This window comes from Shinella sp. S4-D37 (genome assembly GCF_040812195.1).
In the GTDB taxonomy this organism is placed as follows: Bacteria; Pseudomonadota; Alphaproteobacteria; order Rhizobiales; family Rhizobiaceae; genus Shinella.
The window spans coordinates 803,309-816,035 of sequence record NZ_JBFNXL010000005.1; the positions used below are offsets into that span (position 1 = coordinate 803,309).

10 protein-coding genes and 1 tRNA gene are annotated in these 12,727 nt (G+C 64.9%); 2 read left to right on the top strand and 9 right to left on the bottom strand.

Annotated elements, in window-relative coordinates; all coding sequences use genetic code 11:
* Window positions 1-1,626, top strand: coding sequence for a recombinase family protein (locus AB3G45_RS11375; RefSeq protein ID WP_367830652.1), 1,626 nt, complete (start codon window positions 1-3; stop codon window positions 1,624-1,626).
* Here the strand turns inward: AB3G45_RS11375 and AB3G45_RS11380 are convergent.
* From AB3G45_RS11380 to xylF, 4 genes are all read right to left on the bottom strand, one after another.
* A tRNA-Arg gene (locus tag AB3G45_RS11380) sits at window positions 1,597-1,673 on the bottom strand. The genes AB3G45_RS11375 and AB3G45_RS11380 overlap by 30 nt on opposite strands.
* Before the next feature lie 162 nt (window positions 1,674-1,835).
* Entirely contained in the window at window positions 1,836-2,621 is a 786-nt protein-coding gene (locus AB3G45_RS11385; protein ID WP_367830653.1) for an ATP-binding cassette domain-containing protein, read from the bottom strand.
* A gap of 14 nt (window positions 2,622-2,635) precedes the next feature.
* A complete protein-coding gene (locus AB3G45_RS11390) occupies window positions 2,636-3,949 on the bottom strand; it encodes a sugar ABC transporter permease (RefSeq protein WP_367830654.1) in 1,314 nt (437 codons plus the stop codon).
* 216 nt (window positions 3,950-4,165) lie between these two features.
* A complete protein-coding gene (gene xylF / locus AB3G45_RS11395) occupies window positions 4,166-5,206 on the bottom strand; it encodes a D-xylose ABC transporter substrate-binding protein (RefSeq protein WP_367830655.1) in 1,041 nt (346 codons plus the stop codon).
* Between the two features lie 243 nt (window positions 5,207-5,449).
* Here xylF and AB3G45_RS11400 point away from each other — a divergent pair, with 243 nt between their 5' ends.
* Entirely contained in the window at window positions 5,450-6,670 is a 1,221-nt protein-coding gene (locus AB3G45_RS11400; RefSeq protein WP_367830656.1) for an ROK family protein, read from the top strand.
* Window positions 6,671-6,892: 222 nt separating this feature from the next.
* Here AB3G45_RS11400 and iolG read toward each other — a convergent pair whose 3' ends face one another.
* The 5 genes from iolG to AB3G45_RS11425 all read right to left on the bottom strand — a co-directional run bounded on the left by iolG (window position 6,893) and on the right by AB3G45_RS11425 (window position 12,693).
* On the bottom strand, window positions 6,893-7,885 hold the full coding sequence (iolG, locus tag AB3G45_RS11405; protein WP_367830657.1) for an inositol 2-dehydrogenase: 993 nt from the start codon (window positions 7,883-7,885) through the stop codon (window positions 6,893-6,895).
* Window positions 7,886-7,992: 107 nt separating this feature from the next.
* Window positions 7,993-9,012, bottom strand: coding sequence for an ABC transporter permease (locus AB3G45_RS11410; protein WP_367830658.1), 1,020 nt, complete (start codon window positions 9,010-9,012; stop codon window positions 7,993-7,995).
* A 37-nt stretch (window positions 9,013-9,049) separates the two neighbouring features.
* Entirely contained in the window at window positions 9,050-10,588 is a 1,539-nt protein-coding gene (locus AB3G45_RS11415) for a sugar ABC transporter ATP-binding protein (RefSeq protein WP_367830659.1), read from the bottom strand.
* Between the two features lie 105 nt (window positions 10,589-10,693).
* Window positions 10,694-11,623 carry a sugar ABC transporter substrate-binding protein gene (locus tag AB3G45_RS11420; RefSeq protein ID WP_367830660.1) on the bottom strand — a complete coding sequence of 310 codons (930 nt, stop codon included), beginning with the start codon at window positions 11,621-11,623 and terminating at the stop codon, window positions 10,694-10,696.
* 257 nt (window positions 11,624-11,880) lie between these two features.
* Entirely contained in the window at window positions 11,881-12,693 is an 813-nt protein-coding gene (locus tag AB3G45_RS11425; protein ID WP_367830661.1) for a TIM barrel protein, read from the bottom strand.
* Window positions 12,694-12,727 lie beyond the last annotated feature (34 nt).

Here is a 12,727-nt window from a genome sequence, read left to right on the forward strand (position 1 = left end):
ATGACTGCCCCGCAGACCATGTCACGCGCCGCGCTTTATATGCGGGTTTCGACCGGCCGCCAGGCGGAGAGCGATCTGTCGATCCCGGACCAGCGCCATCAGCTGCAGGCTTTCTGCAAGGCTAGGGGCTGGGAGGTCACTGCGGAGTTTGTTGATGCTGGTCTATCCGGCACTGATGACAAACGCCCGGAGCTGCAGCGCCTGCTTGATATGGCCACCGCAGGTGCGCCGTTCGATGTGGTGCTGGTGCATTCTTTCAGCCGCTTTGCGCGCGATCACTTCGCGCTGGAATACCATGTGCGCAAGCTCCGTAAGCACGGCATCCGCCTGACCTCGATCACGCAGGATTTGGGCGATGATCCGATGAGCGTGATGGTCCGGCAGGTCTTCGCGCTCTTTGATGAATATCAGTCCAAGGAAAACGCCAAGCACGTCCTGCGCGCGATGCAAGAAAATGCCCGGCAGGGATTCTGGAACGGCGCCCGCCCGCCTTTCGGGTATACGCTTGTCGTCGCCGAACAGCGCGGCACCAAACAGAAAAAGCGCCTTACGATCGACCCAGTCGAAGCCGAGACCGTCCGCCTGATTTTCAAGCTGATCACACAAGGCGACGGTACCTCCGGCCCTATGGGCGTGAAGGCGACTGCCGACTGGCTCAACACAAACGGTTACCGCACGCGTACCGGCGCACGCTGGGGCATCGGCCCGCTGCATAAGCTGATTACCAGCGAAACCTATAAAGGCACCTACCGCTTCAACCGCAAAGTCTGGAAGACCAAGGAGGACAAGCCGGAATCAGAACAGATCGCGATTGCCATCGATGCGATCATCGACGCGCAAACCTTCGACAAGGTTCAGGCCCAGCTTAAAAAACGCAATCCGAAAAACACGCCGCCCCGCACGGTCACCGGTCCGATCCTGCTAACGGGGCTCGCTACCTGCGCCAGCTGCGGCGGCGGCATGACGCTGCGCACCGGAAAATACGGCAAATATCGCTACTACACCTGCGCGACCTGCGCCCAGAAAGGCAAGAGCGCCTGCAAGGGCCGCTCGATCCCGATGGACAAGCTCGACACCATCGTCACCGACAGCCTTGCAGGCCAGCTTCTCACCCGGCCCCGCGTTGAAAAGATGCTCGGTGGCCTGATCGCCCGGCAGGCCCAGCGCAGCACCGAACACAGCGCACGCCTTGCCAAGCTCAAATCTCGCTTGATCGACGCCGAAACCCGCCTGAAGCGGCTTTACGACGCTATCGAAAACGGCATCGCCGATCCAGCGGACGATACTCTCAAAGATCGCCTTGCCGGCCTGCGCACCGAACGCGACATCGCTAAAAGTGCCTTTGAACGAGCGGCAGGCGAGCTGTCACCGCAGACCCGCATCACGGACGAGAAGATCGAATCCTTCATCGGCACCATGCGCGAAAAAGCCCTCGACGGCCCGATCCCCTTCCGCCGCGCCTGGCTACGCGCCCTGATCGACAATGTCGAAGTCGACGATACGGAAATCCGAATCCACGGCCGAAAAACCGTCCTCGAACAGCTCGTGATGGCCAACACCATCACGCCCGACGCAGTTCCCAGTTTTGTTCGGAAATGGCGCACCCGACAGGATTCGAACCTGTGACCTTTGGAATCGGAATCCAACACTCTATCCAGCTGAGCTACGGGTGCTCTCAGGGCGATGACTCGCCTGTCCGATGAATGGGTTCTTAGCCTAGCTGGGGGCTGGCTTCAATCGGGAAAATGCGAGAAGGGGCAATCTGTTTGGGGGTGCGCTTGGCGGGCGGGCTGGCGGGCGGGCCGCCGGGGAAAACCGGCGGCCCCGTCGGGCGGTCAGGCGGTCTGCATGGCGCCGGGGCCGGGGATGGCCTTTTCCGGGACCTTGCCGAGGATGATCATGCCGAGCACCTCGTCCTTGGTGACGTCCTCGGTGCGGGCGTGGCCGACGACCTGGCCGTTCTTCATGACGGAGACGCGGTCGGCGAGGTCGAAGACATCGTGGATGTCGTGGCTGATCAGGAAGATGCCGATGCCTTCCTTCTTGAGCTGCTTGATCAGTTCGCCGACCTGCGCCGTCTCCTGGGGGCCGAGCGCGGCGGTCGGCTCGTCCATGATCAGGATGCGGGCGTTGAAGAGGATGGCCCGCGCGATCGCCACCGACTGGCGCTGGCCGCCGGAAAGCGCCTTCACCGGCTCCTTGAAGCGCTGGAAGTTGGGGTTGAGGCGGCCCATCACCTCGCGCGTCTTCGCCTCCATCGCCACGTCGTCGAGCGTGCCCCACGGAGTGCGCAATTCGCGGCCGAGATAGAGGTTGGCGGCGGCGTCGACATTGTCGGCGACGGCGAGCGTCTGGTAGATCGTCTCGATGCCGTATTTCTTGGCGTCGCGCGGGTTGCCGATGTCGGCGGGCTCGCCGTTGATCAGGATCTCGCCGCCGTCGCGCTTGTAGGCGCCGGAGAGGATCTTGATCAGGGTCGACTTGCCGGCGCCGTTATGGCCGAGCAGGGCGACGACCTCGCCGGGATAGAGATCGACCGAGGCATTGTCGACGGCGTGGATGCCGCCGAAGGAGATGGAGATGTTCTTCATCTCCACGAGGGGCGTACGGGTGTCCGTCATTGGAAGGGCTCCTCTTACTTGGCGCGGGCGCGGTAGACCGTGTCGAGCCAGACGGCGACGACAAGGACCATGCCGACCACGATGCGCTGGAACGGGGTGTCGATGCCGACCAGCACCATGCCCGATTGCAGCGATTGCATGACGAGGGCGCCGAGCATGGCGCCTGCGATTGTGCCCATGCCGCCGGCAAGCGAGGTGCCGCCGATGACGGCCGCGGCGATGGTGTAGAGTTCGTCGAGCTCGCCCTGCGCATTGGTCGCGGCATTGAGGCGGGCGGTGGAGATGGCCGCGGCGATGGCGCAGAGCATGCCCATCAGCGCGAAGATCTTGACCGTCACCCAGCGTGTCTTGATGCCGGCGAGTTCCGCCGCCTCCTGGTTGCCGCCGATCGCGAAGACGTAGCGGCCGAAGCGCAGGCGCGTCGAGATGAAGGTCATGACGATGCCGACGAGGATGGCGATCAGGACCGGCACGGCGATGCCATGCGAGATGAAGAGGCCGCCCTCCGGCCAGGCGATGCCGTTGGCATCGGCATATTTGCGGGCGATGGCGACGGGCCAGGGATAGGCGTTGACCACGGCGACGGCGCCGAGCACCAGCGCACAGCCGACGGCGGTCAGGAAATATTCGGCCCACATCGGACGCTGCGGGAAGCCGAAGCGCTGGCGCTGCTTGCGCGAGTTGACGATGGTGGCGATGATGGCGATGCAGGCGATGACGCCGACGATCCAACTGGCGGTGGCGCCGATCGAGCCTTCCGTGCCGCCGCCCATCAGGCGGAAGGTCGCGTCCATCGGGGCGACCGTGCGGCCGCTCGTGACGAACCAGGTCGCGCCGCGCCAGACGAGCAGGCCCCCGAGCGTGACGATGAAGGAGGGCACGTTGAGGAAGGCGATGATCGCCCCGTGCAGGGCGCCGATGCCCGCGCCGAGCAGGAGGCCGGCGAGCAGCGTGACGATCCAGGTGGCGGGGTGGTTGAAGCCAAGCAACTGCGGCAGCAGTTCTGCCTGCAGCACGCCCATGATCATGCCGACGAAGCCGAGGATCGAGCCGACGGACAGGTCGATGTTGCGCGTGACGATAACGAGCACCATGCCGGTTGCCATCACGGCGACGGAGGCGGTCTGGACGGAGAGGTTCCACAGGTTGCGCGGCGTCAGGAACAGGCCGCCGGACAGGATGTTGAAGCCGATCCAGATGATCAGCATGGCGCCGACCATGCCGAGCAGGCGCGTGTCGATCTCGGTGGCGCGGAAGAAGCGCTTGACCGGGTTCTCGCCCGCCGATCGCGCGCGATTGGCATGCGTGGTATTCGTGATGTCGGCCATGGCTTTGCCGTCCCCCCACTCTTGTTGAACGTGTCGTTCGGGCGTGGTTTGAGGTTCCGGAGGGATGGAGCGGAAAACCGCGCCCCCCTTGTCCTCATTCCGCTTCGAGGATTTTCGCCGCCTTATCCTCTGCCCGCTGTCCATCTTGCGCAAGCGCCGCAACGGAAGCCGTTGCGGCGCCTTGTGATGGTCAGGTCAGTACCGGATCATTGTCCGTCAGTTGCAGGCTGCGACCGAGCCGGCGGCAACGCCCTGGCATGCCGTTTCCTTCGGGATCCAGCCGGCCTCGATGACGACGTTCAGGTTGTCCTTGGTGATCGGCAGCGGGGCGAGGAAGACCGACTTCATCTCGATGCCCTTCGGGCCGCCGTTGAAGGCGGTGACGCCTTCGATCTCGTCCATGGTCTTGCCGCTGGCAAGCGAGGCGGCGATTTCCGCGGCGCGCTTGCCGAGTTCACGCGAGTCCTTCCAGACCGAGACGGTCTGCGTGCCGAGCGCGACGCGGTTCAGCGCGGCGTGGTCGGCGTCCTGGCCGGAGACCGGGACGGAGCCGGCAAGGCCCTGTGCGGCGAGCGCGGCGATCGCGCCGCCGGCCGTGCCGTCGTTCGAGGCGACGACCGCGTCGACCTTGTTGTCGTTCGCCGTCAGGAACTGTTCCATGTTCTTCTGGGCGAGTTCCGGCTTCCAGCCGTCGGTATAGGCCTCGCCGACGGACTTGATCTTGCCGGCGTCGATGGCTTCCTTCAGCACTTCCTGCTGGCCTGCGAAGAGGAAGTCGGCGTTCGGGTCGGACGAGGAGCCCTTGATGAACACGTAGTTGCCTTCCGGCTTCACCTTCAGCACTTCGCGGGCCTGCATGCGGCCCACTTCCTTGTTGTCGAAGGTGATGTAGAAGGCGGCCGGGTTCTCGATCAGGCGGTCGTAGCCGACGACCGGGATGCCTTCAGCGGCGGCCTTCTCGATGGCCGGGCCGATGGCTTCGGAGTCCTGGGCGAGAACGATGATGGCGTTGGCGCCCTGGGCGATCAGCGATTCGACGTCCGTCAGCTGCTTGGCGGCGGACGACTGGGCGTCGGCCGAAATGTACTTGTCGCCGGAGGCTTCGAGTGCTGCCTTGATGGCGGCTTCGTCGGTTTTCCAGCGCTCTTCCTGGAAGTTCGACCAGGAGACGCCGACCACGAGGTCCTTGGCGTGCACGGCGGAATGCATGGAAACGATGATGGCAGCCCCTGCCATCAGCTTCAGAACGAACTTCATAATATCCTCCCAAGTGAACACCGGCCGCCTGGACGAACCTCCCGTCCAATCACCGACCGGCCACGATCTACTGCCTCGATACCCCTCCCGATGGTCTCGGGACTTTTTTCTCGACAGTCGAGAAAATAAATGTCAGAAGTTTCGAAGGCTGTCAACATGGCTTGAAAGGCCTTGAACGACGGCGTGACAGATGCTTTGGGAGGGGCATGTGTTGCATCCTGTGAAAGCGAGCGGAAACCGACGATGCTGACCAAGTCGAGCACGGAGCTTGTGCGTCAGCAGAACAGTGCGCTCGTGCTCGCCTCGCTGCGCCGGCACGGGCCGCTCGCCCATACGGACATTTCCCATCACACGAGGCTCGCCTCGGCGACCGTCTCCGTGATCACCGCGGAACTGGAAAAGGCCGAGGTGCTGGAGCGGCGCGAACAGCAGGCCCCGACCGCCCGCGGACGGCCGCGCGTCATCTTCGGCCAGCGGCGCGACGCCGGCTATCTCGCCACCGTGCGCATCTCCTCCGACATGGTGCAATATTCGCTCGCCGACTACGGCGGCACGCTGCTCGACCGTTTCGAGGAGCCGCGCAACCATGCCGATACCACGACGCGGCCCTTCACCGAGGCCTTCGTGGCCGCGCTGGACAAGCTGGCGGAGCGGTCCCGCATCGACCGCGCGCAGGTGCTGGTCGTGTCGATCAGCAGCAAGGGTCTCGTCGATCCCGTGACGGCGCGGCTCGTCTGGTCGCCGGTCTTCGGCGCGCAGCAGGTGGATTTCGCCGCGCTGCTCCAGGCGCCGTGGCGGGCGAAGATCCTGCTCAACAACGAGACGCTGATCGTCGCCCATGCCATGGCGCTGCGCATGGAGAAGGCGGGCGTGCGCGACCTGCAGGCGGTCGCGGCGCTCTCGCTCGGCCACAGCATCGGGCTCGGCATCGCGCGGTTCGACCGCTCGGGGGAGCTTTCCGTCACCGCGCCGAATTTCGGGCACATGCTGAACTCGTCGGATGGCAAACTGTGTCGCTGCGGCGCGCAGGGCTGCATCGAGGCCGCCGCCGGCTTCTACGGCATCCTGCGCACCGCCTTCGAGGTGCCGCCGGATACGATCCCGGCGCAGTTCGTGCCGCTTGCGGAGATGGACAAGATCGCGCTGCGCGCCCGGCAGGGCCACCGCATGTCGGAATATGCCTTCCGCCAGGCGGGGCTGGCGCTGGGGCAGGGGCTGTCGCGCGTGGTGAGCCTCTACGAGAACATGCCGATCGCCATCACCGGCCCCGGCACGCGCTATTTCGACCTCATCCAGCGCGGTCTCGAGGAGGGCCTGGCGCAATCCCAGCAGGTCCGCCTCTTCGGCGCCCCGCCGATCTCCGTCGTGCCGGAGGAGGCGACGCTGGTGCTGGAGGGGCATCTTGCCCGGGCGCTGGCCGAGATGGACCATGATGTCATCGCCGCGAGGACGGACGGGGATTGAGGGCGCAAAAGCGGTGAGATGCCAAATCCGCTGTTGAGGCGCCCCCGCTCTCCTCCGTCATCCTCGGGCTTGACCCGAGGATCCATGCCACAAATTCAACGCATGCCGTGATGCGTGGATCCTCGGGTCAAGCCCGAGGATGACGGAGGTGGGGGTGGCGTTCGAAAACAAAAAGACCGGGCGAAAAAATCGCCCGGCCAGTTGCTTGGGAGGTGGTTTCCGTCAGGCGACGGAAATCTGGCGCTTTTCTTCGACCGACTTCACCGCGGCATCGGCAAGCGCAAGGGCCGCGAGGCCGTCGGCGCCCGAGGGCGAGATGGTCGCGCCCTTCTCGATGGCCGCGATGAAGGCGGCGATCTCGTTGGCATAGGCTTCGGTGTAGCGGGTCATGAAGAAATCGTGCAGCGGCGGGCGGGTGTAGCCGTCGCCGTTGGCGATCTCGATGGAGACGGGGCGCTGGTTTTCCGCCGCGACCATGCCCTTCGAGCCGTGCACCTCGATGCGCTGATCGTAGCCGTAGGTGGCGCGGCGCGAATTGGAGATGATGGCCTGCTTGCCGGATCTCGTCTGCAGGATGACGGAGACGCTGTCATAGTCGCCGGCCTTGCCGATTTGCGGATCGACCAGCACGGCGGCGGTGGCCGAGACCGAGGCGACCTCCTCGCCGAGCAGGAAGCGGGCCATGTCGAAGTCGTGGATCGTCATGTCGCGGAAGATGCCGCCGGAGCGCTTGATGTAGTCGACCGGCGGGGCGCCGGGATCGCGCGAGGTGATCGTCACCATCTCGACGTCGCCGATCCTGCCATCGTCGATGGCCTTGCGGACGGCCATGAAGTGCGGGTCGAAGCGGCGGTTGAAGCCGACCATCAGCTTGCCCTTCGTCTCCTCGACCACCTTCATGCAGGCGCGCACGCGCTCGACGTCGAGGTCGATCGGCTTCTCGCAGAAGATGGCTTTGCCGGCGCGCGAGAAACGCTCGATCAGGTCGGCATGGGTGTCGGTCGGCGTGCAGATGACGACGGCGTCGATGTCCTTGGCGGCCTCGATCGCCTCGATGGTGCGGACCTCGCAGCCATACTGCCCGGCGATGGCGTCGGCCGCGGCCGGGAAGGCATCGGCGACGGCGACGAGCACGGCGTCGGGATTGCCGGTGACGGCCTTGGCATGGACCTTGCCGATGCGGCCGGCGCCGAGAAGACCAAATCTTACAGTCATGTTGTCCTCGTTATGTCTGGGAGCGAATAGCGAATAGGGGGTAGGCGACAGGGAAGAGCGAGTGGTCTGCGCAGGTAACCATTCGCCATTCCCTCTTCGCTCATTGACTACGTCTTGCGTTTCTTCTGCCGGTAGACGTCGATGACGACGGCGGCGACGATGATCACGCCCTTGACGATCTCCTGGTAGAAAGCATCGACGCGCAGGAAGGTAAAGCCCGATGTCATGACGCCGAGGATGACGGTGCCGATGACCGTGCCGGTGACGCGTCCGACGCCGCCGGCAAGCGAGGTGCCGCCGATGACGGTCGCGGCGATGGCGTCGAGTTCGTACATGACGCCCATGCCGGCCTGTGCGGTCTGGGCGCGGGCCGCGGTGACGACGCCGGCAAGGCCGGCGAGCGCCCCGGCAATGGCATAGACCTTCACCAGGTGGGATTCGACATTGATGCCGGAGACGCGGGCGGCCTGCACATTGGCGCCGATCGCATAGGTGAACTTGCCGTAGCGGGTGTAGCGCAGCGCGATGTGGAAGATCACGGCGACGACGAGGAAGATCACGACCGGCCAGATGCCGGTGCCGATGAAATTGAACTGTTCGGTGAGGCCCGAGACCGGCTGGCCCTTGGTGTACCACTTGGAGACGCCGCGGGCGGAGACCATCATGCCGAGCGTGGCGATGAAGGGCGGAATCTTCGTCTTGGCGATGAGCTGGCCGTTGATGAAGCCGGCAAGCAGGCCGACGCCGATGCCGAGCGCGACGGGCACGATGACCGGCAGGTCGGTGAGGGAGGGATAGAGCGCGCGCGGCCAGGTGGAGGCCTGCGCCAGCGAGGCGGTGAACATCGCGGTCATGCCGACGACCGAACCGGAGGACAGATCGATGCCCCCGGTGATGATGACCTGGGTCACGCCGACGGCGATGATGCCGATGACCGAGACCTGCAGGATGATGATCGTCAGGCGCTGCGGGTTCATCAGGAAGCTCTGGCCGACGAAGATCCAGCCGAGGATCTCATAGACCAGCGCGATGCCGACGAGGACGAGAAAGATGTTGAGTTCCGGCGGGAGCCGGCGGGCAGACTTCTGGGCGGCGGCCTGGGCCTGCGCGGCGGAATTCGTGCTCATGATTACCTCCCTTGCGGCCCCTCGGCCGCCGTAAATCTTACTGGGCAGCCAGTTCCATGACCTTGACCTGGGTCGCTTCGGCCCGGTCGAGAATGCCGGTGACGCGGCCCTCGTGCATGACCATGACGCGGTCGCTCATGCCGAGGACCTCGGGCATTTCCGACGAGATCATGACGACGGCGACGCCGTCGCGGGCAAGCTCCGTCACGAAACGGTGGATCTCCGCTTTCGCCCCGACATCGATGCCGCGCGTCGGCTCGTCGAGGATGAGGATGCGCGGATTGGTCAGAAGCCAGCGGCCGATCAGCACCTTCTGCTGGTTGCCGCCCGAAAGGTTCTCGATGCGCTCGTGAAGGTTCGGGGTCTTGACGCGCAGCTTCTTGCTCATCTCCTCGCAGACCTTGGTCAGCGCGCCCTCGGAAACGAAGCCGTTCTTCACGAACTTGTCCTGAAGCACGGCGATCTGCATGTTTTCCAGCACGTCGAGGATTAGCAGACAGCCGGTCTCCTTGCGGTCTTCCGTGAGGAAGGCCATGCGGTTGCGGATCGCGGTGTTCGGGCTGTCGATAGTGACCTTCTTGCCATTGATCTCGATCGTGCCCGACGTCGCCGGCGTCACGCCGAAGATCGTCTCGGCGACGTTCGAGCGGCCGGAGCCGACGAGGCCGGCAAGGCCGAGGATCTCGCCGGCGCGCACGTCGAAGGAGACGTCGTGGAAGACGCCCTTGAGGGTAAGGTTCTTCACCGAGAGGACGACGTCGCCGATCGGCACCTCTTCCTTCGGGAACATCTGGGTGATCTCGCGGCCGACCATCATGCGGATGATGTCGTCGCGCGTCACGTCGGTCGAGGCGTGGGTGCCGATGTATTTTCCGTCGCGGAACACCGAGAATTCGTCGGCGATCTCGAACAGCTCGTTCATCTTGTGGGTGATGTAGACGATGCCGATGCCCTGGGAGCGCAGGTCCCGGATGATGGTGAAGAGGTGCTCCACCTCGCGCTCGGTGAGCGCCGAGGTCGGCTCGTCCATAATGAGCACGTCGCTCTCATAGGAAACGGCCTTGGCGATCTCGACCATCTGGCGGTTGGCGACGGAAAGGTCGCGCACCTGGGTTTCCGGGTCCATCACGATGTTGAGGCGCTTGAAGAGCGCGGCCGTCTTGCGGTTCATCTCGCCGTGGTCGACGAAGCCGAAGCGGTTCTTCGGCTCGCGGCGGATCCAGATGTTCTCGGCCACCGTCATGAAGGGCATCAGGTTGAGCTCCTGATGGATCATGGCGATGCCGTTTTCCAGCGCGTCGAGCGGCGATTGCAGGCGGATCTTCTGGCCCTTGAGCAGCACCTCGCCCTGGTCGGGCGTGTAGATGCCGGCGAGAATCTTCATCAGCGTGGACTTGCCCGCGCCGTTCTCGCCCATCAGGGCATGCACGGTGCCGCGCTTCAGCTTGAACTCGACATTGTCGAGCGCCACGACACCCGGGAATTCCTTGCGGATATTTTCCGCGGACAGCAGGTATTCGGTATTTGGAATGGCGCCGCTTGCACGAACCGCGGCCATGGTGGTCGGACTGACCATCGTCCCCTCCCTCCCGGAGCAACCAGAAACGGGTCGGACGCGCGCACGCTTGCGTGCGCGCGTCCACAGCAGTCTAGCGGAATTCGGCGACCGGCGAGAGCCGGTTCAGTTCTTCGACTGGAAATCGGCGATGTTGGCCGGGGTCACGAGCTGGAAGGGGATGTACACCTTGGTGTCGACCTTCTCGCCCTTGGCCAGCTTCAGCGCGGCGTCGACCGAGCCCTTGCCCTGGCCGGCGGCGTCCTGGAACACCGTCACGTCGAGATCGCCGGCCGCCATGGCGGCGAGCGCATCCTGCGTGGCGTCGATGCCGGCGACGACGACGCTGTCCATCGAGCGGCCGGCGGCCTTCAGCGCCTGGACGGCGCCGATCGCCATTTCGTCATTGTTGGAGATGACGGCGTCGAATTCGAGGCCCGCGGAGAGCCAGTTGGTCATGAGGTCGGAGCCCTGCGTGCGCGACCAGTTGGCGGTCTGCTCCTCGACGATCTCGAGGCCCTTGCACTCGTCGGTGGCGATGACGTCCTTGATGTCCTGGGTGCGCATGCGCGCGGCCTGGTTGGACAGTTCGCCCATCATGACGACGACCTTGCCCTTGCCGTTCAGGAGGCGGCAGACTTCCTCGGTTTCCAGCGTGCCGGATTCCTGCTCGTTGGACGCGACGAAGGCCTGCTTTTCCGGCAGTTCGTTGACGTTGACCGGCTCGCGGTTGACATAGACCAGCGGAATGCCGGCATCGGCGGCGGCCTTGGAGAGCGCGGCGGTGGCGTCGGTGTCGACCGGGTTCACGATGATGGCGCTGACGCCCGAGGCGATGAAGTTCTGCACCTGGCTCTGCTGCTTGGCGACGTCGTTCTGGGCGTCCTCGATCTGCAGCTCCACGCCGTCGAGCGTCTTGGCGTAGTCGGACATGCCGTTGCGCAGGACGGTCAGGAAGTTGTCGTCGAACAGCGCCATGGACACGCCGATCGTCTCGGCATGTGCGGCGGTGGACATCATCACGGCAAGCGCCGAGCTCATAATGAATTTTTTCATGTCGTTCTCCTCCTCAACGTGGCGTCCGGCAGCGCCACCCGATTGCCCGGAAAGCTGGCCCTTGCGGGCAGCCGGCCCCTTGCTCCTCCCGGGAGGCAAAGGGCCAAAACAGAATAAACAAACCGCGAATTCCGTATTGCGGAATGTTTATTCCATTTTCTGTCCGGGACGTCAAGCCCGTTCCATTTTCACGGCCGGGAATCCCGCAGTCCTTTTGGGGAAAAGTGCCGGCGGACGGGTCGCCGGCACCGCCCGGCCTAGATGTTTTCGCGAATGAAGGCGAGGCTCTCTGCCACGGCCGCTCTCGGATCGGCGACGTCGTGCACGGAAGGCGAGAAGGGCTCGAAGGAAAGCGGCCCGGCATAGCCGGCGGCGGCCAGGGCCTTGATCTGGCCGGTATTTCCGAGCCGATCGCCCGGGCCGACCAACACGCGGTGGCCGTCGCGCATGGCGGAAACGGTGACGTCGGCATCCTCGACGCCGGAAATGTGGACGAGGCCGGTGAGCGCCGCGAAGAGGTCCGGCTCGCCGGCGAGGTGATGGTGGAACGTGTCGTGCACGAGGCGGAAGACCTGTTTCCCGCCGACCGCCTCGATCGCCTCGGCGGCCTCGCGCTTGGAGCGCAGCGAGCAGATCTCGAAGCCGAGCGGTTCGACGAGACCGGTGATTCCGGCGGCCTCCAGCATCGGCTTCAGGGCGCTCAGCGCCGCGGCAAGGTTGGCCTGCCGCTCGCCGTCGGCCTTGCCGGTGCCGTCGTTCTTCGGCACGAGCACGAGCGCCAGGGCACCCGCCGCCGCGGCGTAGTCGATCAGCGCCTTGGCTTCTGCGGCGCGAGCGGGCGTCCATTCGTTGAAGCGCTGGAGCGCATTGATCGAGATGATGGTGACGCCGTGGCGCGCGGCGAGCGCCTTCACCTCGGCCGGCGTGGTGCCGTCCAGGATGGCGTTGCCGTCAAGGTCGTTGCGGATCTCGACCTTCGTCATGCCGAGCGAGACGGCGAGGGCGAAGAAGGCGTCGAGGGTCAGCGCGGGCGCCGTCATGTGGTTGAGGGCGAAATCAAGGGGCGGCATGGAATGGGGTCCTCCGGTCTTCGGGGCCGCCGAC